Annotated in this window: 17 protein-coding genes and 1 riboswitch; of the genes, 9 read left to right on the top strand and 8 right to left on the bottom strand. The window is 64.5% G+C overall.

Annotation, left to right across the window (positions count from 1 at the left end):
* The first annotated feature begins 3 nt into the window (after positions 1-3).
* A complete protein-coding gene (locus VGN46_RS11305; protein WP_331643781.1) occupies positions 4-879 on the top strand; it encodes a hypothetical protein in 876 nt (291 codons plus the stop codon).
* 65 nt (positions 880-944) lie between these two features.
* Here VGN46_RS11305 and VGN46_RS11300 read toward each other — a convergent pair whose 3' ends face one another.
* The 4 genes from VGN46_RS11300 to metF all read right to left on the bottom strand — a co-directional run bounded on the left by VGN46_RS11300 (position 945) and on the right by metF (position 4324).
* A complete protein-coding gene (locus tag VGN46_RS11300) occupies positions 945-1823 on the bottom strand; it encodes a DUF2846 domain-containing protein (protein ID WP_331643780.1) in 879 nt (292 codons plus the stop codon).
* Between the two features lie 86 nt (positions 1824-1909).
* Complete coding sequence (locus tag VGN46_RS11295; RefSeq protein WP_331643779.1) at positions 1910-2827, bottom strand: branched-chain amino acid transaminase; 918 nt, start codon at positions 2825-2827, stop codon at positions 1910-1912.
* Positions 2828-2902: 75 nt separating this feature from the next.
* The gene (locus VGN46_RS11290; RefSeq protein WP_331643778.1) at positions 2903-3412 is read right to left on the bottom strand and encodes a DUF4124 domain-containing protein; all 510 of its coding nucleotides are present in this window, start codon (positions 3410-3412) and stop codon (positions 2903-2905) included.
* Between the two features lie 87 nt (positions 3413-3499).
* The gene (metF, locus tag VGN46_RS11285; RefSeq protein WP_331643777.1) at positions 3500-4324 is read right to left on the bottom strand and encodes a methylenetetrahydrofolate reductase [NAD(P)H]; all 825 of its coding nucleotides are present in this window, start codon (positions 4322-4324) and stop codon (positions 3500-3502) included.
* Positions 4325-4449: 125 nt separating this feature from the next.
* Between metF and VGN46_RS11280 the strand changes: the two genes are divergently transcribed.
* Complete coding sequence (locus VGN46_RS11280; protein ID WP_331643776.1) at positions 4450-4905, top strand: DUF4232 domain-containing protein; 456 nt, start codon at positions 4450-4452, stop codon at positions 4903-4905.
* Positions 4906-5042: 137 nt separating this feature from the next.
* Here VGN46_RS11280 and ahcY read toward each other — a convergent pair whose 3' ends face one another.
* On the bottom strand, positions 5043-6476 hold the full coding sequence (gene ahcY, locus VGN46_RS11275; RefSeq protein WP_331643775.1) for an adenosylhomocysteinase: 1434 nt from the start codon (positions 6474-6476) through the stop codon (positions 5043-5045).
* A gap of 19 nt (positions 6477-6495) precedes the next feature.
* Positions 6496-6579: riboswitch (S-adenosyl-L-homocysteine riboswitch) on the bottom strand.
* Between the two features lie 95 nt (positions 6580-6674).
* Here ahcY and ppc point away from each other — a divergent pair.
* Together ppc and VGN46_RS11265 are read left to right on the top strand one after the other, a co-directional pair.
* Positions 6675-9380, top strand: coding sequence for a phosphoenolpyruvate carboxylase (gene ppc / locus VGN46_RS11270; RefSeq protein ID WP_331643774.1), 2706 nt, complete (start codon positions 6675-6677; stop codon positions 9378-9380).
* A 199-nt stretch (positions 9381-9579) separates the two neighbouring features.
* A complete protein-coding gene (locus VGN46_RS11265; protein WP_331643773.1) occupies positions 9580-11565 on the top strand; it encodes a methyl-accepting chemotaxis protein in 1986 nt (661 codons plus the stop codon).
* A gap of 125 nt (positions 11566-11690) precedes the next feature.
* Here the strand turns inward: VGN46_RS11265 and VGN46_RS11260 are convergent, their stop codons facing one another.
* The 3 genes from VGN46_RS11260 to VGN46_RS11250 all read right to left on the bottom strand — a co-directional run bounded on the left by VGN46_RS11260 (position 11691) and on the right by VGN46_RS11250 (position 15912).
* Entirely contained in the window at positions 11691-13574 is a 1884-nt protein-coding gene (locus tag VGN46_RS11260) for an ATP-binding cassette domain-containing protein (protein ID WP_331643772.1), read from the bottom strand.
* Between the two features lie 87 nt (positions 13575-13661).
* Entirely contained in the window at positions 13662-14705 is a 1044-nt protein-coding gene (locus tag VGN46_RS11255) for an aldose epimerase family protein (RefSeq protein ID WP_331643771.1), read from the bottom strand.
* A 28-nt stretch (positions 14706-14733) separates the two neighbouring features.
* Positions 14734-15912 (bottom strand): DNA-binding transcriptional regulator, encoded by a 1179-nt coding sequence (locus VGN46_RS11250; protein WP_331643770.1) that lies wholly within the window; start codon positions 15910-15912, stop codon positions 14734-14736.
* 152 nt (positions 15913-16064) lie between these two features.
* Here VGN46_RS11250 and xylA point away from each other — a divergent pair, with 152 nt between their 5' ends.
* The 5 genes from xylA (at position 16065) to VGN46_RS11225 (ending at position 22827) form a co-directional block, all read left to right on the top strand.
* The gene (gene xylA, locus VGN46_RS11245; RefSeq protein WP_331643769.1) at positions 16065-17381 is read left to right on the top strand and encodes a xylose isomerase; all 1317 of its coding nucleotides are present in this window, start codon (positions 16065-16067) and stop codon (positions 17379-17381) included.
* A 13-nt stretch (positions 17382-17394) separates the two neighbouring features.
* On the top strand, positions 17395-18900 hold the full coding sequence (gene xylB, locus VGN46_RS11240) for a xylulokinase (RefSeq protein ID WP_345786189.1): 1506 nt from the start codon (positions 17395-17397) through the stop codon (positions 18898-18900).
* 32 nt (positions 18901-18932) lie between these two features.
* Positions 18933-19946 (top strand): D-xylose ABC transporter substrate-binding protein, encoded by a 1014-nt coding sequence (xylF, locus tag VGN46_RS11235; protein WP_331643767.1) that lies wholly within the window; start codon positions 18933-18935, stop codon positions 19944-19946.
* Positions 19947-20094: 148 nt separating this feature from the next.
* The gene (locus tag VGN46_RS11230) at positions 20095-21642 is read left to right on the top strand and encodes a xylose ABC transporter ATP-binding protein (RefSeq protein ID WP_331643766.1); all 1548 of its coding nucleotides are present in this window, start codon (positions 20095-20097) and stop codon (positions 21640-21642) included.
* Between the two features lie 39 nt (positions 21643-21681).
* Positions 21682-22827 (top strand): sugar ABC transporter permease, encoded by a 1146-nt coding sequence (locus VGN46_RS11225; RefSeq protein WP_331643765.1) that lies wholly within the window; start codon positions 21682-21684, stop codon positions 22825-22827.
* The last annotated feature ends 82 nt before the right edge of the window (positions 22828-22909 follow it).

Genomic DNA, 22909 nt, shown 5'->3' with positions numbered 1-22909 from the left:
CGCATGATGAAACGTAAGCTGTCCTCCCTCCTTGCCGCCGCGCTGCTGTTGGGCACGGCCGCCGCGCACGCCAACTCGCCAGCGTATGTGGATAGCAAGGAGTACAAGGCCCTGATCGATCCGTCGCGTTTTGCGTCCAACCCATCGAGCGCGGCCGCTACGCTGTTGAGCGATGTATCCGCGCGTCTCTCGACGCTGGGCTTCGATAAGACCATCGCGGGTGGTTTCAGTGCCGGCGATCGCGACACGCTTACCTATATCGATACGCCACACACCTGCAAGCTGATGAGCGCTGGTTATTCGGTGCGTACGCGTGCGGGCGACCACAACGACATCCAGTTCAAGTTCCGTCACCCGGACGAAGAGCTTTCCTACTGGACGGATGTGTCGGGCGCGGGCAAGAACAAGGAGACCAAGCTGGAAACCGATGTGACGCCAGGCAACCTGGTGCTTGCGCACTCCACCAAGCAGGATGCGACTACGACGCCCGCGACGGTGGCGGATCTTATCAAGCAGTTTCCCGGCGCCTCCGCGCTTTCGGCGATCTCGGGCAGCGCCTTGTCGAAGGTCGCTGGCGTCTCGGTGACCCAGCAGGAATACGATGGTCCGACGTCGGACCTGGGTCAGTCGATAGCCGAGTTCACGCTTACCCTGTGGTACGTCAACGGGGCGGCGACGCCGACACTCGCCGAACTTTCGTTCCGCGTGGAAGCGGATGCGGACAAGTACTTCACCACGCCGGTGTTGCAGCGCTCACAGGTGTTGAACCAGGCGATCGGCTCGATCGGCAACCACTGGAACATCGCCAACGATGGCGGCAAGACCAGCTGGTTGTACGCGTATAAGTCGTCTGCGTACCCGAACGGGTTCTGCCAGTAAGTGCATCGCGCGCAAGCGCGCTCCCACAAGGGTCCCTGTAGGAGCGCGCTTGCGCGCGATGTTTTTCAACCGTGCGGCGCCGCCTCACTGCACGCAGCACCATGGCACGCGATCTCAATAGGCGTGCTCGTGCCGGGGCAGGCGCTGTAGAAATGCGCGTCGTCGCCATTGACGTCACGCACGCGCAGCAGGCGGTCACACTGGTGCCGTGAAGCAAGGTCCTGCGCGGCATTGAACATCGGCTTGCTCACGCGATCATCGAGCGCCGCGATGCCGCCCGACGCCGGTGGCGCGATCGTGGTGGCGGCAACGTCATCGGCCGCCGACACGGGCGTCGATGCGACGGCCGGAGCCGGAGCAGAAGCCGGGGCCATCGCGGGATCCGCGGCCACGGCGGGCGCAGGCGCCGAGGTCGGCGAAGCGTTCGTCTCGGGCTCAGCCGCAGGCATTGCCGGCGCCGGTGCAGGTGTTGCTGCGGCGCTGTTCATCCGCAACGCGGGTGCGAGAGTTTGCAGCAGTTCGCACTTGCCGACGCCAGCCTGGCCTTCGCTGTTGGGAACGCGGTGCAGCAGGCTGCGCGCCGCCCACATACCCATCTTCACTTCCTGCCACACGTAGTATGCCTTGCCCGCCTCTGCATCGAGATCGAGCGTCGGGTTGGTCTCGGTGTGCGACATGATGGTGTGGTGGCCCGGCGTCACCGCCAGCTGCAGGAACGACTTCGGCCCCGTTTCGCCGACGATGACACCGTCGACGGAGACCGGCATCTTGATGGCGGATCCGAACGTTTCATCGCGGTAGATGTAAAGCACGGCCTTGTTGGCCATGGGCGTGAACGTCTTGGCTTGCTGGCTATCGGCCTCGCTGGCCTTTTGCACGCTGGCACAACCGCTCACGAAAAGCGCCACCGCGATGGCCGCGGCGGCAAAGAAAGAACGCTTCATTGGTTGACTCCCCTGTTAGCCAGTCCTGGTTGGCTTTCCCCTGGCGCACGCATCGTAACGCGGCGCCGGGGGAGGGGCACAAGGGGTCAGACCGGCTCGAGCCAGCCCCAGCGGTCCTGGGTCTTGCCGTTGAACAGGCCGAAGTACAGGTCCTGCAGGCGGCGGGTGATCGGGCCGCCCTTGCCGGTGCCGACCTTCTTGCCATCCACCGAGCGGATCGGGGTGACTTCGGCGGCGGTGCCGCACATCAGGATTTCGTCAGCGAGGTACAGGTATTCGCGCGGCAGGTCGCGCTCGACCACCTCGATGCCTTCCTCGCGGGCCAGCGTCATCAGGGTGTGGCGGGTGATGCCGGTGAGGATCGAGGCGCTGGCCGGCGTGGTGTGCAGGACGCCATCGAACACCAGGAACAGATTCTCGCCCGCGCCTTCGCTGAGCAGGCCGGTCGAGGCCAGTGCGATGCCCTCGCCGAAGCCAAGGCGGCGCGCTTCACGCGCGATCAGCTGGCCGGAAAGGTAATTGCCACCCGCCTTGGCGCCGGCCGGGATGGTGTTCGGTGCGAAACGCTGCCAGCTCGACACGCACGCATCGATGCCGTTCTGCAGCGCCTCGGGCCCGAGGTACGGACCCATCGGCCAGGTCGCGACGGCCACGTCGATCGGGGTCTCCGCGGAGAGGCCGAAGCCGCCCAGGCCACGGTAGGCCACCGGGCGCAGGTAAGACGCGCGCTGGTTGTTCTTCTTGATCACCGCGCGGCAGGCCTCGGCCAGCTCGTCGACGGTGTACGGCAGTTCCATGTCGTAGATCTTGGCCGACAGGAAGAGACGATTCAGGTGGTCGGTGAGGCGGAAGATCGCCGCGCCATCCGGTGTCTCGTAGCTGCGGATGCCTTCGAACACGGAGGAACCGTAGTGAAGGGCGTGGGACATGACGTGGGTCGTGGCTTCAGCCCAGGGCTTGATCTGCCCGTTCTGCCAGATCCATTCGGGGTAGTTCTGCGACATGGGAGCGCTCCGGTGGGGACCGCTCATGATAACGGCTAGCGTCCCCGCCTACATGGCGCGGCGCGCCATGCCAGATCAGGCCGGCGGCCGCAGCCAGAGGCAGCCCGATTCCCGGACCACGCCGAAATGCACGTGGTGAGAGGCCTCGCCGCCACCGGGTACGCGGGTTACTGCATCGATGCCATCGGCCTCGTCGCCCTCCAGCGAGAGCAAGGTCTGCTTGACGGTGGCGTCGAGGCTGCGGATGTTGTTCACCGCGCCGTCGCTGCCGTAGCCGCTCCAGAGGGTCAGCCCGCCGATCCGGTTGGCGTCGCGCCGGTTAAAGGCCTGGGCCACGGCCACCCGTAGTGTCGCCATGTCCTGGGCGCAGAGCAGGCCGGTGGAAGGCGCCGTGCCATCGGGGGCCGCTGTGCTCGATGCTGCCGGCGGGGCAATGGAGCGCGCGCCCAGGTTGGTGCAGGGCTGGTCGGTGAAGACGGGGGTGCCGTCCTTGCCCACGCAGCGGTGGACGTCGGTTTGCGCAGCGGCGGGGCCGGCAGCGAACAGCAGGAGCAGCGAGATGAGCAGGAGGGCGGCGCGGATCACGGGAAGGGTTCGTGGTGGCTCGGGCCGCCATCATCGGCGAGGACAGCTTAGCGCGCGGTGACGGCGCGCACGTTTGCCATCACACGTTCACGCCAGGCGCTCAAGCACCGAGGTCGTCGCCCGGGCACGGTTGATCGTATAGAAGTGCAGCCCGGGGGCGCCGCCGTCGAGCAGCCGGCGGCACAGTTCCGCCACGACATCCGCGCCGAGCTCGCGTACCGCCGCGGCGTCGTCGCCATGGGCCTGCATGCGCTTCACGATCCAGCGGGGGATTTCTGCGCCGCACTGCTCGGAGAACCGGCGCAGCTGGCTGAAGTTGGCGATGGGCATGATCCCGGGGACGATCGGCAGGTTCACGCCGAGCCGGGTCACGTCATCGACGAAGCGGAAATAGGCGTCGGAGTTGAAGAAGTACTGGGTGATGGCGCCATTGGCGCCGGCGTCGCACTTGGCCTTGAAGTGACGCAGGTCGTGCAGCGCGTTTTCCGCCTGGGGGTGGGTTTCCGGGTAGGCCGCGACCTCGATATGGAAGTGGTCGCCACTGTGCTCGCGGATGAAGGCGACCAGCTCCGCGGCGTAGCGGAAATCACCGGGCGTCGCCATGCCGGAAGGAAGGTCGCCGCGGAGCGCGACGATGCGCCGGCAACCACGCTCTTTGTACTCATCCAGCAGCGCACGGATTTCATCCCGGGTGCCGCCCATGCACGAGAGGTGCGGGGCGACGGAAAGACCGTGCTGGGCACGCAGGCGCCTGACCGTGTCGCCGGTGTAGCTCAGCGTCGAACCGCCCGCGCCAAAGGTGACCGAGACATAGTCCGGGGCGTGGCCCTTCAGCCGTTCGACCGCCTTGTCGAGCTGCTCGCGCTGTTCGTCGGTCTTGGGCGGGAAGAATTCGAAGCTGACAGCGGGCATGGTTGGGCACCTGGGATCGATGCCTGGAGTATATATCTTTCCATCCAGATGGAAAGATGGCTAATCGGCCATTCACTCGGTTCAGGCAAGATGATCCGCAACCGTCCCGCCCCGGAGTCCCGCCCATGCCTGCCTTCACGCCCGCCGTCCCGCCGTGTACCGCCGAGATGATCACGCTAAGTACGGATACCGCGGACGGCGATTTCGACGGCATGTCGCATGCCGGTATCTACCTCGTGCTCACGAACAAGAGCGGCAAGGCGTGCACGTTGCCGGGCCAGCCAACCGTTGCGTTGAAAGACGCCAGGGGACTGGCGTTGCCGACGGCACGCAAAGGGCCGGTCGGCATGCACCCGGGGCCCGTGGTGGTGCCAGTGCGGCTTGAGCCCGGCGCGAGCGCACGGGCGTCGCTGCGCTGGGTATCCGGCGACGTCTACGACAACGGCCGCTGCGTGGATGCGTCGAAGGTGGAGCTGCGCTTTGGTGCGCAGGTTGTGACTACTGGGTTCAGCGCGCATTTGTGCGGTGAGAGTGGCAAGCCGGTCGAGTTCGAGCAGTCACCGCTCACGCGTGGAGGCTGATCGCGCGCAAGCGCGCTCCTACAAGATCTGCGCAGGCGCATGTAGGAGCGCGCTTGCGCGCGATACACACCGCGATAACGCGCAAAAAAAGGCGCCCTTGCAGGCGCCTCTCTTCATATCAGCCAACTCACCGCTGCTTAGTAGCGGTAATGATCCGGCTTGTACGGGCCTTCCACCGGCACGCCGATGTAGTCGGCCTGGTCCTTGGTCAGCACGGTGAGCTTCACGCCGATCTGCGCGAGGTGCAGGCGGGCGACTTCTTCGTCCAGCTTCTTCGGCAGGCGGTACACGGTGTTCTCGTACTTGTCCTTGTTCGCCCACAGGTCGAGCTGGGCGAGGGTCTGGTTCGAGAAGCTGTTCGACATGACGAAGCTCGGGTGGCCATGGGCGCAACCGAGGTTCACCAGGCGGCCTTCGGCCAGCATGTAGATGCTGTTACCGGTCGAGGCGAACGTGTAGCGATCGACCTGCGGCTTGATGTTTTCGCGGGTCGCGTCCTTCGACGTGTTCAGGCGATCGATCTGGATCTCGTTATCGAAGTGACCGATGTTGCAGACCAGGGCGTTGTTCTTCATCGCCGCCATGTGTTCCAGCGTGATGATGTCCTTGTTACCCGTGGTGGTCACGTAGATATCGCCGAGGCCGAGGGTCTCTTCGATCGTGGTGACCTGGAAACCTTCCATCGCAGCCTGCAGGGCATTGATCGGATCGATTTCGGTCACGATCACGCGAGCGCCGAAGCCCTTCAGCGAGTGCGCGCAACCCTTGCCCACGTCACCGTAGCCGCAGACCACGGCCACCTTGCCGGCGACCATCAGGTCGGTCGCGCGCTTGATGCCATCGGCCAGCGATTCGCGGCAGCCGTACAGGTTGTCGAACTTCGACTTGGTGACCGAGTCGTTGACGTTGATGGCCGGGACCAGCAGCTTGCCGGCTTCGGCGAGCTGGTACAGGCGGTGCACGCCGGTGGTGGTCTCTTCCGACACACCCTTCCACTCGGCGGCGATCTTCTTGAACCAGCCCGGACGCGCGGCGGCGGTCTTCTTCACCAGGTCCTTGATGACCTGCTCTTCGTGGTTGCCGCTCGGGGTGTTGACCCAGTCGCTGCCATCTTCAAGCTCAACGCCCTTGTGGATGAACAGGGTGGCGTCGCCACCATCGTCCACGATCAGCTGCGGACCGAGCTCGCCCGGGTGGGTCAGCATGTCGAGCGTGCAGTCCCAGTATTCCTCCAGCGACTCGCCCTTCCAGGCGAACACCGGCATGCCGCCGGCAGCCAGGGCGGCGGCGACGTCATCCTGGGTCGAGAAGATGTTGCACGAAGCCCAGCGGACCGAGGCGCCCAGCTCACGCAGGGTCTCCGCCAGCACGGCGGTTTCCTTGGTGACATGCAGCGAGCCGGAGAGGCGCACGCCCTTCAGCGGCTTCTCGGCGACGTAGCGGGCGCGGATCTGCATCAGGCCCGGCATTTCCTCTTCGGCCATGCGGATGCGGCGGCGGCCGAGGTCGGCAAGGGAGTAATCGCGGACCTTGAAGTCCTGCGAGGCGTTGTCTTTGGTGACAGCGTTCATATTGGCGTAGCTCCGGATGGTTACGGGGGCGCCGTTCTACGGGAAGCCGTGCCGAGCCTGGCCCTTGGGGCAAGCCCCTCCGGTCGCAGCGCCCCTCGGCGGGCAAGAACAGTCCCAAAGTATATCTCGGAATCCGGATGATCAGATAAACACATTATTTATGTACTCTGGGGGGGTTCGCCCCCTGCAGAGAGACTGATGGAAGCCGCACGCGATCCCGAATTCCTCCCCCACGACGGCCCCCTGCGCGAGGACGTACGCCGCCTCGGCGCCCTGGTCGGCCAGATGCTGGCCGAACAGGGCGGGCAGGCCTTCTTTGAACGCGTGGAGGCGGTGCGCACCGCGGCCATCCACCGCCGCCGCAGCGGCGCAGCCGTCGATGCGCTGGCCAGCACCCTGACCGGCCTGGGTGCGAGCGATGCCGAGGCGCTGGCCCGGGCCTTCGCCACCTACTTCCAGGCCGTAAACACGGCCGAGCGGGTCCACCGTATCCGCCGGCGGCGAGACTACCAGCGCGAGGGTGGCGGCCTGCAGCCGGAATCGCTGGCCGCCGTGGTGGGCCAGCTCAAGGCCGAGGGCGTCACTCGCGAAGAGTTCACGACCCTGCTTTCCCGGCTCGATGTGGAGCCGGTCTTCACCGCCCACCCGACCGAAGCGGTGCGCCGTTCGCTGCTGGAAAAAGAGCAGGAGATCGTGCGCGCGCTCGTGGACGAGTTCGACCCCACGCGTACGCCGCAGGAACTACGTGATGACGATGCGCGCATCCTGATGGCGCTCTCGGCCGGCTGGCAGACCGCCGAGGCCTCGCCGGTGCGGCCGAGCGTATCGGACGAGTTCGATCACGTCGGTTTCTATATCGCGCACCCGATCTACCGGGTCCTGCCTGCCCTCTACGAAGCCCTCGAACTGGCCGTCGCAGAGCACTATGGCGACGACGTCGCGGTACCGCGTGTCCTGCGTTTCGCCACCTGGGTGGGCGGCGACATGGATGGCAACCCTAACGTCAACGCCGACACCATCGCCGCTACGCTCGCCGCACAGCGTGCGCTCGTACTCGAGCGCTACGTGCACGGCGTACACGAGCTCGGCCGGTTGCTCAGCCAGACGATGGATCGGGTGACCCTGGACGACAAGCTCAGCCGTCGTCTCGATGAGTACCGCGAGCGTCTGCCCGATGCCGCGGCACGTATCCGTCCGCGCCACGCGGATATGCCGTATCGTGGGTTCCTCACCTTCGTGGCCGCGCGCCTCGAGGCGACCTTGCATGAAGGCGACGATGCGTACGCGTCAGCCAGCGAGTTCATTGACGATATCGCGCTGGTGCAGAAGAGCCTGGTCACCCACGGCGGTCGCCACGCCGGTGCCTATGCCGTAGGCCGCTTGCTTTGGCGCGCGCGTACGTTTGGTTTCCACCTGGCACGACTGGATGTGCGCCAGGATGCGCGCGTGCATGACGAAGCGCTCGGTGCCTTGCTCGACGACGCAGGCTGGGCGGATCGCGATGCCGACGCACGGGTAAAGACGTTGCGTCCGTACGCCGCGGGTGAGCGCAGCTTCGTGGCGGGCGACGACCACGATGCCGCAGGTATGTTGCGCGCGGTATTCGCCACGCTGGCGGATGGACGCAAGCGCTACGGTAGTGAGGCCACGGGCCTGTACATCATCAGCATGGCGGAGACCGCCGCCGACGTGCTCGCGGTGCTGGCGCTGGCCCGCCGTGGCGGCTTGCTCGAAGACGGACGGGTGCCGCTCGACGTGGCTCCGCTGTTCGAAACGATCGACGATCTGAAGGGTGGTCCGGCCACCTTGCAGGCACTGCTCGATGATCCGGTGTATCGCGCCCATTTGAAGGCGCGCGGTGACCGGCAGTGGGTGATGCTGGGTTACTCCGATAGCGGCAAGGATGGCGGCACCGTCGCCTCCAAGTGGAGCCTGCAACGCGCCCAGGTGGAATTGCTCGAGGTGGCGGCGAAGGCCGGCATCCGCGTGGCTTTCTTCCATGGCCGCGGTGGTTCGGCCAGCCGTGGTGGTTCGCGGATCACGCCTGCCCTCATGGCGTCGCCGCGCGGTTCGGTTGGCGGCGTGCTACGCGTTACCGAGCAGGGCGAGGTGATCCACCGCAAGTACGGCATTCGCGCGCTCGCCGTGCGCAACCTCGAGCAGACGCTTGGCGCGGTGATGCGCGCTTCACTGCGTCCGCGCGTGGCCGAGGTGCGCGAATCAGGTTGGAAGGACGTGATGGTTCGCCTCTCCGACGAGAGTCGCAAGGCGTACCGTGCATTCGTCGACATGGATGGCTTCGTCGACTATTTCCGCGGCGCCACGCCGATCGACGTGATCGAACGCATGACCCTGGGTTCGCGGCCGGCGCGCCGGCGCAGCATGAAGGGCGTGGAAGACCTGCGCGCGATTCCGTGGGTGTTCTCATGGACGCAGTGCCGTGCGGTGCTTACCGGCTGGTATGGCCTGGGTAGTGCGCTGGAGACGGTGGCGAAGGATTGCGGCGAGGAGGTACTGGTGCGCATGGCCCACGAGTGGCCGTTCTTCTCCACCATGCTCGATGACGTGGAGATGGTCCTGGCCAAGGCCGATATCGATATCGCCGAGGCCTTCTCGGAGCTGGCCGGGCCGCTGCACGAGCGCTTTTTCCCGAAGATCCGTGAGGAGTTCGAGCGCACGGTGCGGTGGGTGCTGAAGTTGAAGGGAGCTGAGGATCTGTTGCAACGCGAGCCCCGGCTGGCCAATTCGATCCGCCTGCGTAATCCGTACGTTGACCCGATGAGCCTGCTCCAGGTCGATTTGCTTAAGCGCTGGCGCGCCACCGGGGGCAAGGACGATGCGCTGCTCAATGCGTTGGTGGCCTGTGTGAACGGGGTTTCCCAAGGCCTGCAAAACACGGGTTGATGGATGATCATCGCGCGCAAGCGCGCTCCTACAGGGGCACCGCGTCGTGTATGGCGCGCTCCCGCCCCTGCAGGAGCGCGCTTGCGCGCGATCAGCGTCTCACGCCCCTCTGCGCCTAAAGCTAACTCGAGCCTTGCCGAAAACGGTGTTACATGGCCTGCGTTCTGCGGGCCTGAACGCCTTCATCCGCAGGTTCACCATGAAAGACACTCTCCGTCGCGCCCGCTGGCGCGGCCTCAGCGTGGGCGCCCGGCTCACGCTGCTGGTCGTGGCCATCGTCTCCCTCGGCATTGCACTGCTGACCGTGCTCGTCACGACCGTGGTCTCACGCGAGCTGGAGACACGCTCGCGCGCCGACCTCGCCCGCGGCAACCACGCCATCATCGCCATGGTGAACACCTTCAGTGGTGCGTTGCTGGCCGAATCGGACCGCTTCCTGGCGGTATTCGAGACGTACTTCCCGGCCGACAAGCTTGGTACGGATACGATGCACCGCGTGAAGATGGGGGACCGCACGGTGCCGACCATGTTGCTCGGCGGCAAGCCGATCAACGGCGACTTCACCGTCGTGGACGAGTTCTCCGACCGCGCCCACGTCGTGGCGACCATGTTCGTGCGCGATGGCCAGGACTTTATCCGCGTTACGACCTCGCTGAAAAAGCAGGATGGCTCTCGCGCGGTCGGCACGTCGATCGACCACGCCCATCCGGCATTCCCGTTGTTGCTCGCTGGCAAAGGCTACAGTGGCCCTGCGGTGTTGTTCGATAAGCCGTACATCACCCGGTACGAACCCATTCGCGACACGACGGGCAACGTCATCGGCGTCTGGTTCGTGGGCGTGGAAATCAGCAAGGAAATGGACCAGTTGCGCGAGCAGATCTCGTCCATCCGCATCGGTGAGACCGGACACTACTCAGTGATCGACGCCAGTGCGGGCAAGCGTTACGGCTCGTACATCGTCGATCCGGCGCTGGCGGATCCGGCGGCGAAGGCGGATGGCGCGGCCCTGAAGATGCTCGGCGTGGATGGTCAGCCGGTGTATGCCCCGATGCTGAAGGCCGGTACGGGCGAATCGCGTTATCGCGTCTCGGTGAATGACCATGACCTGGAGCGCCTCGCGGTATTCGCGACCGACCCGGCGTGGCACTGGATGGTGGCGGGCACCGTGGATACCGATGAGCTGTACGCACCGGTCCGCCACCTGCGTAACGTGGCGATCGTCGCGAGCCTCGTCATCATCGGCGTACTTTGTGTCCTGCTCTTCATCGCGATCCGTGCGCGCATTACCCGGCCGTTGTCGTCCGCGGTGCAGGCGGCTAGCCGCCTGGCTGAAGGTGACCTCACGGCACGCCTGGCATCGACGCGTGGCGATGAAATCGGCCAGCTGATGAATGCGATCGACGGCATTGGCGATGGCCTCGGCACGATCGCCCAATCCGTGCGCCGCGCCACCGGCAGCATGACGAGCAGCACCTCGGAAATCGCGGCGGGCAATACCGATCTGTCGATGCGCACCGAGCGGCAGGCAGCCGAACTGCAGATGACCGCGGCGAGCCTGGACCTGTTGACCCGCACGGTTCGCGATAACGCCGGCAATGCGGCGCGTGCGAGCGCCCTGGCCGAAGGTGCGAGCGTGGCCGTGCAGCAGGAAGCCGGCGCGATGGCGGAAGCCGTTGCCTCGATGAATGGAATCCAGGCATCGGCGCAGCGCATCGCCGATGTCATCGGCATCATCAACGGCATCGCCTTCCAGACCAATATCCTGGCGTTGAACGCCGCCGTGGAAGCGGCGCGTGCTGGCGAGCAGGGTAAGGGCTTCGCGGTGGTGGCTGAGGAGGTGCGTAACCTTGCCCAGCGCAGTGCGACGGCCGCAAAGGAAATTGCCGCGCTGATCACGGAGTCGGTCACGCAGGTGGATGCCGGCCATGGCCTGGTGACCGAAGCGGGCCACAACATGCAGGCCGTGATCGGTCGCATTCGTGACGTCGCGAACCTGATGGGCGACATCAGCCGTGCATCCGCCGAACAATCCGAGCAGATCGGCCAGATCAACCACGCCGTATCGCGCATGGATGACTCCACCCAGCAGAATTCGGCCCTGGTGGAAGAGGCCGCCGCGGCGGCGAAGAGCCTCGAAGACCAGGCCGCCGAGCTGGCGCGGGTGGTGGAAGTGTTTCGCCTGTAAGCGGCGGTGAGGCGGACCCATCGCGCGCAAGCGCGCTCCTACAAAGTTATCGCAACCTTGTAGGAGCGCGCTTGCGCGCGATCGAGGTTATCGCAGCCTTATGGTAGGAGCGCGCTTGCGCGCGATCAGCCTTCCAGTGCTTCCCACCGCGCAAACGCGGCATCGAGCTCGGTCTGCAGCTTGGCCAGCTCATCGTTGCCGCGGGTGATCGTGGCCGCGTCCTGCTGGTAATACTTCGGATCGTGCATCGCCTCGGTGCGTTTCGCGATCGCGGTTTCCAGCTCTTCGAGCTTCGCGGGCAGCATTTCGAGCTCGCGCTGTTCCTTGAACGAGAGCTTCTTCTTCGCCGGGGCGGCAGCCACGGGGGCCACCACCGGGGCGCTCACGGCCGCCGGCTTGGCGGTAGCGGCGGCCGCGGCCTTTGCAGCGGCGACGATCGGCTTCTGCCTCAGCCAGTCACTGTAACCACCAATGTAGTCACCGATTTCGCCATCGCCTTCCAGCACCAGGGTGCTGGTGACGACGTTGTCGATGAAGTCACGATCGTGCGAGACCAGCAGCAACGTACCGCTGTATTCGCCGAGGAGTTCTTCGAGCAGTTCCAGCGTCTCGACATCGAGATCGTTGGTCGGCTCGTCCATCACCAGCAGGTTGGAGGGTTGGGCGAACAGCTTGGCCAGCAGCAGGCGGTTACGTTCACCGCCGGAAAGGCGCGTGATCGGTGCGCGGGCACGCTCAGGCGAGAACAGGAAATCCTGCAGGTAGCCGATGATGTGCTTGCGCTGCCCGTTCAGCTCGATGTATTCGCGGCCTTCGGCCACGTTATCCAGCGCGTTCAGACGATCATCCAGCGCGATGCGGTGCTGGTCGAAGTAAGCGATCTCCAGGCCGGTGCCAAGCACCACGGTGCCTTCCTGCGGGGCCAGCTGGCCGAGCATGATCTTGAGCAGCGTGGATTTGCCGGCGCCGTTCGGGCCCATGATGCCCACGCGGTCGCCGCGCATGATCGTCGTGGAGAAGTCGCCGATCAGCGTGCGGCCGTCGTAGGCCTGGGTCACGTGCTTGGTATCGATGACCTTGCGACCAGAGGCCTGCGCGTTGGCCATGGTCATCTTCGCGTTACCCGTGCCCTCGCGGCGCTCGGAACGCTCGTTACGCATCGCCTTCAGTGCGCGAACGCGGCCTTCGTTACGGGTGCGGCGCGCCTTGATGCCCTGGCGGATCCAGACTTCTTCCTGGGCCAGCTTGCGGTCGAAATGCGCATTGGCCAGCGATTCCGCATGCAGGCGCTCTTCGCGGCGACGCAGGTAATTGTCGTAATCGCCCGGCCAGCTCGACACCTGGCCACGGTCGATCTCGACGATGCGGGTCGCCAGCGCACGCAGGAAGCTGCGATCGTGGGTGATGAAGACGATGGCGCCGGTGAAGCTCTTCAGGAAGCCTTCGAGCCACGCGATCGCCTCGATATCGAGGTGGTTGGTGGGTTCGTCGAGCAGCAGCAGGTTCGGGTCGCGCACGAGGGCCTGGCCCAGCAGCACACGGCGCTTCATGCCGCCGGAAAGGTCGGCGAAATCGGTATGCCCGGGCAACTCCAGCCGCTCGATGATGTTTTCCACGCGGGCATCGAGGTCCCACGCGTTGTGCGCCTCGATCTGCGACTGCACCTCGCCCAGGCCATCCATGTCACCTTCATCGAGCAGGTGATGGTAGCGGGCCAGCAGGTGGCCTAGCTCGCCAAGGCCTTCGGCGACGACGTCGAACACGGTGCCGGCGGTGTCCTGCGGCACTTCCTGGGTAAGCCGCGCCACGCGCGTGCCGCCCTGCAGGCGGATTTCGCCGTCATCCGGCTTGAGCTCGCCGGCGATGAGCTTCATCAAGGTGGATTTGCCGGCGCCGTTGCGGCCGACGATACAGACGCGCTCGCCCAGGTCGAGTGAGAGATCGACCTGTTCAAGCAGGAGGGGGCCGCCGACGCTGTAGTCGAGGCCAAGGATCTGGATAAGAGACATCCCCCTATTTTAGCAAACCCTTGTAGGAACGCGCTTGCGCGCGATGGGGGGCTCGCCGCAAGCCCCAAATCGCGCGCAAGCGCGCTCCTACAGGGTATCCAGGCGGTAGCGGGTGGTTTGGTGGTAGGTGGTGCCGGGCCTCAGGATCGCGCCTTCGGCCTCGGGCATGTTGACCTGGTCGGGGAAGGCTTCGGCCTCCAGGGCGAAGCCGGCGAAGGCGCCGTACGGGTGTCCCTCGCGATTGGCCTGCCCAGCCAGCTTCTGGCCGCTGTAGAACTGCAGCCCGGGCCGGTCCGTCTCCACGGTGAGACGCCGCCCGCTCGAGGGTTCCGTTACCACGGCTACGACGCGGGGCGTGCCACCCACCGGCCCATGCGGCAGGTAGCAGTGATCAAAGCCCCCGGCCAGGCGCAATTGCGGATCCGGCCAGTGCAGGCGCGAGCCGATCGGTGCGGCCTCACGGAAATCGAATGCAGTCCCCGATACATGCTGGCGGCCGGTGGGGATGGCCTCGGCGTCCGCGGCGAAGAACTCATCTGCATCGATACGGATCACATGGTCGCGAATGTCCGGCCGGCGATCATTAAGATTGAAATAGGGATGTGCGGTCAGGCTGAGCGGGGTGGGCGCATCGGTCGTCGCCTCGTAGCGAAGATTGAGGGTCCCGTCGTCGCTCAGCGCCACGCGCAGCTGCACGCGCACCTCGCCAGGGAAGCCGCCATCGCCTTCGGGGGACACCAGGTTTAACAGCAGCGCATCGCCATCCCGGTCGACGCCCCAGCGGCGGGCGTGGAAACCATCGTGGCCACCATGCAGGTGGTTACCCCCATCGTTGCGATCCACCTTGTATGCAATGCCGTCGAGCGTGAAGCGGCCGCGGCGGATACGGTTGGCCCAGCGTCCCACGATGCCGCCCATGAACGCGTTGGCCGCAAGGTAATGCGCCGCATCCGGGTGGCCGAGCAGCACCTCGCCCATCACGCCCTGGCGATCGTGCGCCTGCCACGAAAGCAGGGTGGCGCCGAGGTCACTGATATCGATGCGGGCACCCCGCGCATTGCGTAGTGTCCAGCGATGGAGGGGGCGTCCGTCGGGCAGTTGGCCCCAGGCGGTGGGTTCGGAGATAGGCATCTAAGGGGACGTTCCGTGCCAGCCGTGATCAGGTCTCGGCGGTTTTTCGGTGGGTTTCGAGGTACTGACGCGGCGTGCAGTCGTATTCACGACGGAAGACCGCATACATGTATTGAAGCGAGGTGAAGCCGCAACGGATCGCGATGTCCGCAAGCGTGGTATCGCCATGCACGATAAGGTCGCACGCGGTGTCGAGCTTATGCTTCAGGATGGCCTGGTGCACGGTCTGCTTCAGCTCGCGCTTGAAGTGCTCTTCGAGCACGGTGCGCGATACGCCGACATAATCCGCCACCTGCTCGGTCTTGATGCCCAGGCAGCCGTACTGGCGGATGTAATGGCTGGCGCGCATGACGTGCGGGCTGCGCATGGGCTGGAAACGGCTGGAGACCTGTACGTTGATGCCGACGGGCGGCACGATCACACGGGTGCTCGAGCAGTCCATGCCGCGCAGCATCTGATGCAACACGTGCGCCGCGGTGCGGCCCATTTCTTCCGCGCCCTGGATCACCGACGTAAGCGGGATGCGATTGAGCAACTGGGCCATCGGATCGTTATCGATACCCACGATCGCCACCTGTTCGGGCACGGCGATGCCACCGATCACGCAGGCCTGCAGCAACTGGCGGGCACGGGCATCGGTCACGGCAATGATGCCGATGGGTTTGGGCAGCCCTGCCAGCCATTCCACCAGATGCTCCACGGCCTCGCCCCAGCCACCCGCGCTGGTGGGCGAGCCCTCGTACACGATGCCTTCCACGTTCTCCGTGGTCACGATGCTGCGGAACGCGTGTTCGCGTTCCTGCGCCCAACGGCTTCCCGCGGTCGTGGGAATGGCATAAAGGGCAAAGCGCGACAGGCCCTGCTCGATGAGGTGGTCGTAGGCAAGACGGACCAGACGGGCGTTGTCGGTGGCGATATAAGGCACGCCAGCGGGGTAGTCCGCCGGGTCGTGGTACGAACCGCCGACCGCCACGACAGGAATATGCAATTCGCGCAGCGCCTCCTCGGCCTCAGGATCGTCAAAATCGGCGATGACGCCATCCCCCTTGAACTGGTGGATGTCACGCATGCGGCTGCGGAAATCCTCTTCGAGGAAGAGATCCCACTCGACGCGGGTGCTGTTGAGGTAATGCCCAATGCCGGCGATGACCTGACGGTCGTACACCTTGTTGGCGTTGAACAGCAGTGCGATGCGATGCGGTGCCATGACCAAGAAAAGTAGCAGGGAACGCGGCGTTAGGCCATGACGCAACGCGGCAGGAAAAAGGCTGGGTGGGGCGCTGGAAATCGCAATTGCGTCAAAGCGCGCCGATGGCGAGCATCGGTAGGATTCGTCCCTATGTTTGTCAAGGAATTGTTATGTCGTACTTCTCCAACATCCCGAACATTGCCTTCGAGGGCACGGGGTCCGACAACCCGCTGGCGTTCCACCACTACGACGCGAACCGCAAGTTGCTGGGCAAGACCATGGCCGAACACCTTCGCCTGGCCGTTTGCTACTGGCATACCTTCGTGTGGCCGGGTTCGGATGTGTTCGGCGCGGGCACGTTCGAGCGTCCGTGGCAGCAGCCGGGCGATCCGATGGCCAGGGCGCGTGAGAAGGCTGATGCGGCGTTCGATTTCTTCACCCGGCTGGGCACGCCGTACTACACGTTCCACGACACTGACGTGGCGCCGGAAGGCAACAGCCTGGCCGATTACCGGAATAACTTCGCCGCCATGGTCGACGTGCTCGAGCAGAAGCAGGCCGAGACCGGCGTGAAGCTGCTCTGGGGTACGGCCAACGTATTCAGCAACCCCCGCTACGCCGCGGGTGCGGCAACCAATCCCCAGCCGGAAGTCTTCGCGTACGCGGCCACGCAGGTGCGCCACGCTATGGAAGCGACCCACCGCCTGGGCGGCGCGAATTACGTGCTGTGGGGCGGCCGCGAGGGCTACGACACCTTGCTCAACACGGATCTGAAGCGCGAACGGGAACAGTTGGGTCGCTTCTTCCAGATGGTGGTTGAGCACAAGCACAAGCTCGGATTCAAGGGCACGATCCTGATCGAGCCCAAGCCGCAGGAGCCGACCAAGCACCAGTACGACTACGACTCGGCCACGGTCTACAGCTTCCTCAAGGCGTACGGTCTTGAGAATGAAGTGAAGACCAATCTTGAGGCTAACCACGCGACCCTGGCCGGCCATTCCTTCCAGCACGAAGTAGCCACCTCGATCGCCCTGGGCGTGTTCGGTTCCATCGATGCCAACCGCGGCGATCCGCAGAACGGCTGGGATACCGACCAGTTCCCGAACAGCGTGGAAGAAATGACCCTGGTCACTTACGAGATCCTCAAGGCGGGCGGTTTCACCACGGGCGGCTTCAACTTCGATACCAAGGTGCGCCGCCAGAGTCATGACGCCGCCGATCTGTTCCATGGCCATATTGGCGCCATTGATACCCTGGCGCTGAGCCTCGAGCGCGCGGTGAAGATGATCGAGAAGGACACCCTCGCCGAGCTGAAGGCGAAGCGTTACGCCGGGTGGGATGCCGACTTTGGTACGAAGATCCTCAATGGCGGCTTCACGCTCGCCTCGCTGAGTGACGAAGCGCTCAAGCGCGACCTGCACCCAAAGCACGTCTCAGGGCAGCAGGAGTTGCTCGAAAATATCGTTAACCGTTATATCTACGGGTGATATGAACCACGACATGGAAGCAAGCGCACGCCTGTACCTCGGCATTGACCTTGGCACGTCCTCGGTCAAAGCCGTCCTGATCGACGAGACGGGCGCTGTATGCGCCAGCGCGTCCAGCCCGCTGACCGTTTCGCACCCGAAGCCGCGCTGGTCCGAGCAGGATCCTGCGACCTGGTGGTCCGCGACGGAAGCGGCCGTAGGCGAGGTGCTGCAAGGCACGGATGGCCGCCGTGTCGCGGCCATCGGGCTCTCCGGCCAGATGCACGGCGCTACGCTGCTCGATAAGTCGGATCAGATCCTGCGGCCGGCCATCCTCTGGAACGACGGCCGTTCGGATATCGAATGCGCCGAGCTGGAAAAGGTCCCGGGCTTTCGCGAGGTCACCGGCAACCTGGCCATGCCGGGCTTCACCGCGCCCAAGCTGGCCTGGGTCCGCAAGCATGAACCGGAGATCTTCGCCCGTGTGGCGAAGGTGCTCCTGCCCAAGGATTACCTCCGGCTGAAGCTCACCGGCGAGTACATGACCGATGCGTCCGACGCGGCGGGCACGCTGTGGCTCGATGTGCGCAAGCGACAGTGGAGCGATGCGATGCTGGCCGCGACCGGCCTGGATCGCTCGCATATGCCCCAGGTGTTCGAAGGCAGCCAGCCGGCGGGGCGTTTGCGCAAGGAACTGGCCGAGCGTTGGGGCATGCATACGGTGCCCGTGGCCGCGGGCGGCGGCGACAACGCCGCTGGCGCCGTCGGTGTCGGCATCGTGCGTCACGGCCAGGCCATGCTCTCGCTGGGTACGTCGGGCGTGTACTTCGCGGTTTCCGATGGTTTCCGGGCCAGCCCCGAGACGGCGGTACACAGCTTTTGCCATGCGCTGCCAGATACCTGGCACCTCATGTCGGTGATGCTGAACGCGGCGAGTTGCCTTGATTTCACCGCCCGCCTCACCGGCTATCCCGATGTGGCTGCTCTGCTGGCCGATGCGGAATATGCCGGTTGGAAGAAAGATGGCCCGTTATTCCTGCCGTACCTCACGGGCGAGCGGACGCCGCACAACAATCCCCATGCGCGTGGTTCGTTCACCCATCTGGGGCCGGATACCGAGCGCACCGATCTTGCCCATGCCACGCTCGAGGGCGTAGGGCTCGGCCTGCTCGATGGCCTGCTCGCGGTGGAGGGCACCGGTCTGGTGTCAGAGGACATCACCGTGATTGGCGGCGGTTCGCGTAGCCATTACTGGACCCAGATGCTGGCCGATATCCTCGGCAAGCCACTCGTGCTGCGTGCCGGCGGCGAGGTGGGCCCAGCGCTGGGCGCGGCGCGGCTGGCCCGCCTGGCGGTGGAACCGGGTGCCTCGTTGGACGAGGTTTGCCCCATGCCGCCTGAAACTGCCGTACGCGAGCCCGATGCAGCGCGTCATGCTTATTTCCTGCAAACGCGCCACCCTTTGTTCCGCCGCTCGTACGAGCAACTGAAACCGCTTTATACCGACGCCGCCCGCGGCGACGCTTTTCGCCCGTCCTGAAAGGGCGATTCCATAAAAAGATGGAGAACAGCATGAAGCAGAAGGCCCTACACACGTTGTTGGCCGTATCGATGGTGGCGGCCGGCGTCTTTGCCCCGCAGGCACACGCAAGCAAGGACAAGCCCGTCATCGGCTTCTCCATCGACGATTTGCGCGTCGAACGCTGGACCCGCGACCGTGATTACTTCAAGGCGGCGGTCGAGGCCAAGGGTGGCACCGTTTCGGTGCAATCCGCCGATGCGAACGAGCAGAAGCAGATCCAGCAGATTGAGAACCTGATTTCGCGCAAGGTCGATGTGATCGTCATTGTGCCGTTCAACGCCAAGACCCTCACCACGGTGGTGGCCGAAGCGAAGAAAGCGGGTATCAAGGTCATCTCGTACGACCGATTGATCCTCAACGCCGATGTCGATGCCTATATCTCGTTCGATAACGAAAAGGTCGGCGAGATGCAGGCGAAGGGTGTGGTCGATGCCACCGGTGGCAAGGGTAATTTCTTCCTGCTTGGCGGTGCACCCACCGATAACAATGCCAAGATCCTGCGCGAAGGCCAGATGAAGGTGCTGGATCCACTGGTGAAGAGTGGTGCCATCAAGATTGTTGGCCAGCAGTGGACCAACGAGTGGCTGGCCTCGAATGCGCAGTCCATCATCGAGAACGCGCTGACCGCCAACAAGAACAACATCCAGGGCATCGTCGCCTCGAACGACGGTACCGCGGGTGGCGCCATCGCCGCGTTGAACGGCCAGAAGCTCGCCGGCAAGGTCGCCGTGTCGGGCCAGGATGCCGATCTCGCCGCCGTCAAGCGCATCAAGGCCGGCACGCAGGCCATGACGGTGTACAAGCCGATCAAGACCATCGCCACCGACGCCGCCAACCTGGCCGTACAGTTCGCCAAGGGTCAGGCGCCCACGTTCACTTCGAAGCTGAACAACGGCAAGAAGGATGTCGATACCATCCTGCTCACCCCGACCCTGCTCACCAAGCAGAACGTCGACCTGGTGGTGAAGGATGGCTTCTACACGCAGGCGCAGGTGGGTAACTAAGCGTTCGGTATCCTTGTGGGGGCATGCTTCGTGCCATCGCGCGCAAGCGCGCTCCTACAAGGGTCTGCCCCGGTCTTCTGTAGGAGCGCGCTTGCGCGCGATGGCGCGCAAGCGCGCCCACCGTGCCTCAGTTGAAGAAGGTTCCAAGGTGAGCGAATACCTGTTCGAGATGCGCAACATCGTCAAGGAGTTCTCTGGCGTGCGCGCGCTCAATGGCATCAACCTGGCCGTGCGGCCAGGTGAATGCGTGGGCCTGTGTGGCGAAAATGGTGCCGGCAAGTCCACGCTCATGAAAGTCCTTTCCGGTGTCTACCCCTACGGCACCTGGGAAGGGGAAATCGAATTCGACGGCAAGCCACTGAAGGCGCACTCGGTGCGTGACAGCGAAGACGCCGGCATCGTCATCATCCACCAGGAGTTGATGCTGGTACCGCAACTCTCCGTGGCTGAGAACATCTTCCTCGGCAACGAGATCCGCAAGTTCGGCGGGCTCATGGATTACGACGCCATGTACGCCAAGGCTGATGCGCTTCTGGCCCGGCTGAAACTCAAGGATGTGAACGTCGCGGCCCCGGTCATGAACTATGGTGGCGGCTACCAGCAGCTGTTCGAGATCGCGAAGGCGTTGGTAAAGAACGCACGCCTGCTGATTCTCGACGAACCTTCGTCATCGCTGACCTCGTCCGAGACCGATACGCTGCTGTCCATCATCGAAGACCTCAAACGCGATGGCGTGGCCTGCGTCTATATCTCGCACAAGCTCGATGAAGTCGCTCGCGTATGCGATACCGTTACCGTGATTCGTGATGGCAAACACATCGTCACCAAGCCGATGAGCGAGATGACGACGCACAGCATCATCACCGCCATGGTGGGTCGCGAGATCGAGAACCTCTTCCCGAAGATGGACCACGAGATCGGTGAGGTCATCTTCGAGGCGAGGCACGTCACCTGTTGGGACGTGGCTAATCCGAACCGTAAGCGCGTGGACGATATTTCGTTCCAGGTGCGCCGTGGTGAGATCGTCGGTATCGCGGGCCTCGTGGGCGCGGGTCGCACCGAGCTGGTTTCCGCCATCTTTGGCGCATACCCCGGCCGCTCGGAGGCAGAGCTGTTCCTCGAGGGAAAACCGATCAAGGTGAAGAACCCTGAGCAGGCGATCAAGGCAGGACTCTCACTGGTCCCGGAAGATCGCAAGCGCCAGGGCATCGTGCCGCTGCTCGGGGTGGGTGACAACATCACGCTCGCCACGCTGTCGCACTACGCCCATGCAGGGCAGATCGACCGCCAGGCCGAGATGGCCGTGGTCGATACCGAGATCAAGCGCCTTCGCGTGAAAACCGCTAGCCCGGAACTCGCCATCCAGGGTTTGTCCGGCGGAAACCAGCAGAAGGCAGTGCTCACCAAGATGCTGCTGCCGAACCCCAAGGTGCTGATCCTCGACGAGCCGACGCGCGGCGTTGACGTCGGCTCCAAGTACGACATCTACACGCTGATGTTCGAGCTCGCCGCCAAGGGTGTGGCCATCATCATGGTCTCCTCGGAAATGCCCGAGGTGCTGGGCGTGAGTGACCGCGTCCTCGTTGTCGGCGAGGGTAAGCTGCGCGGCGATTTCAAGAACGTCGGCCTGACCCAGGAGCAGGTCCTTGCCGCGGCGATTTCCCATGCCGCCGAGGGGCCCGCGCACGCGGCCTGATCCAAACCCTTATTCACGCGTTACCAGGGAAGCCTTTCCATGCAGTCCCAGAAAGTCCAGCAACTGTTCGTCCGTTACAAGATCCTGGCGTTGCTCATCGCCGTCGCCGTGATCTGGGTGTTCTTCCATGTGAAGACCGACCAGGCCTTTATTACCCCGAACAACCTTTCCAATCTGTTCCGGCAGATGGCCATCACCGGCATGCTTGCCTGTGGCATGGTGTTCATCATCATCGCCGGCGAGATCGATCTGTCGATTGGCTCGCAGCTCGGCTTGCTGGGCGGCGTCGTCGCCATCCTCACCGTGAACATGGGCTGGGGCACATGGCCATCGATCGGCGCGGTGCTGGTACTCGGTATGCTGATCGGCGCGTTCAACGGCTTCGTGGTCACCAAGATGCGCGTGCCCTCGTTCATCGTGGGCCTGGGTGGCATGCTCGCGTTCCGCGGCATCGTCCTTTACGTCACGGGTAGCTCCACCATTGCGCCGGCGCCGGATGACCTGATCCAGTTGGGCCAGGGCTTCGTGCCGGTCGGGCTTTCGCAGTGGGTAGGTGGCGTCATCTTCCTCGCCATGGTCGGGATTACCGTCCGTCGGCGCATGCGCCGCGCGAAGCTCGGCTTGCAGCAGGCCGCCTTGTGGATCGACATCGTGCGGGTGGTGGTCATCGGTGCCGCCATCTTCGGCTTCATCCGCATGTTGAACGACGCCAATGGCATTCCCATTCCGGTGATGATCCTGCTGGCGCTGTTGGCCGTATTCACTTACGTCTCTACCCAGACCGTGTTCGGCCGCCACATCTATGCGGTTGGTGGCAACATGGAGGCGACCCGCCTTTCGGGTGTGAACGTCAACCGGGTAAAGCTGGTCGTGTTCGCGATCATGGGGCTGATGTGTGCATTCGCCGGCATCATCACGGTGGCGCGTACCGGTTCGGGTTCGCCCTCCGCCGGCACGGGCGGCGAGCTGGACGCCATCTCCGCGTGTTTCATCGGTGGCACCTCCATGCGCGGCGGCTCCGGCACGGTCTACGGCGCGCTGATCGGTGCCCTTGTCATGGCCAGCCTCGATAGCGGCATGCAGCTGATGGATGTCGACAACTCGTGGCAGATGATCATCAAGGGCGTGATCCTGGTGCTTGCCGTGTGGGTCGACGTTCTCTCCGGCAGCAACCGCAACGGTTGATGTCGGGGGCGCTACCGCGCCCTTGTAGGAGCGCGCTTGCGCGCGATGGGGTCTTGCCGCGGGCACCCATCGCGCGCAAGCG

The sequence above is a fragment of the Luteibacter sp. genome (assembly GCF_036500425.1).
Classification (GTDB): domain Bacteria; phylum Pseudomonadota; class Gammaproteobacteria; order Xanthomonadales; family Rhodanobacteraceae; genus Luteibacter.
Note: the sequence above shows the minus strand (reverse complement) of the source record. Positions and strands in the feature narration are given on the sequence as shown.

What these genes read in the sequence shown, in the direction of transcription:
- VGN46_RS11305 (WP_331643781.1), top strand. Translation starts at nt 4, where the DNA reads ATGATGAAACGTAAGCTGTCCTCCCTCCTTGCCGCCGCGCTGCTGTTG.
- VGN46_RS11300 (WP_331643780.1), bottom strand. Translation starts at nt 1,823, where the DNA reads ATGAAGCGTTCTTTCTTTGCCGCCGCGGCCATCGCGGTGGCGCTTTTC.
- VGN46_RS11295 (WP_331643779.1), bottom strand. Translation starts at nt 2,827, where the DNA reads ATGTCGCAGAACTACCCCGAATGGATCTGGCAGAACGGGCAGATCAAG.
- metF (WP_331643777.1), bottom strand. Translation starts at nt 4,324, where the DNA reads ATGCCCGCTGTCAGCTTCGAATTCTTCCCGCCCAAGACCGACGAACAG.
- VGN46_RS11280 (WP_331643776.1), top strand. Translation starts at nt 4,450, where the DNA reads ATGCCTGCCTTCACGCCCGCCGTCCCGCCGTGTACCGCCGAGATGATC.
- ahcY (WP_331643775.1), bottom strand. Translation starts at nt 6,476, where the DNA reads ATGAACGCTGTCACCAAAGACAACGCCTCGCAGGACTTCAAGGTCCGC.
- ppc (WP_331643774.1), top strand. Translation starts at nt 6,675, where the DNA reads ATGGAAGCCGCACGCGATCCCGAATTCCTCCCCCACGACGGCCCCCTG.
- VGN46_RS11265 (WP_331643773.1), top strand. Translation starts at nt 9,580, where the DNA reads ATGAAAGACACTCTCCGTCGCGCCCGCTGGCGCGGCCTCAGCGTGGGC.
- VGN46_RS11260 (WP_331643772.1), bottom strand. Translation starts at nt 13,574, where the DNA reads ATGTCTCTTATCCAGATCCTTGGCCTCGACTACAGCGTCGGCGGCCCC.
- VGN46_RS11255 (WP_331643771.1), bottom strand. Translation starts at nt 14,705, where the DNA reads ATGCCTATCTCCGAACCCACCGCCTGGGGCCAACTGCCCGACGGACGC.
- VGN46_RS11250 (WP_331643770.1), bottom strand. Translation starts at nt 15,912, where the DNA reads ATGGCACCGCATCGCATCGCACTGCTGTTCAACGCCAACAAGGTGTAC.
- xylA (WP_331643769.1), top strand. Translation starts at nt 16,065, where the DNA reads ATGTCGTACTTCTCCAACATCCCGAACATTGCCTTCGAGGGCACGGGG.
- xylB (WP_345786189.1), top strand. Translation starts at nt 17,395, where the DNA reads ATGGAAGCAAGCGCACGCCTGTACCTCGGCATTGACCTTGGCACGTCC.
- xylF (WP_331643767.1), top strand. Translation starts at nt 18,933, where the DNA reads ATGAAGCAGAAGGCCCTACACACGTTGTTGGCCGTATCGATGGTGGCG.
- VGN46_RS11225 (WP_331643765.1), top strand. Translation starts at nt 21,682, where the DNA reads ATGCAGTCCCAGAAAGTCCAGCAACTGTTCGTCCGTTACAAGATCCTG.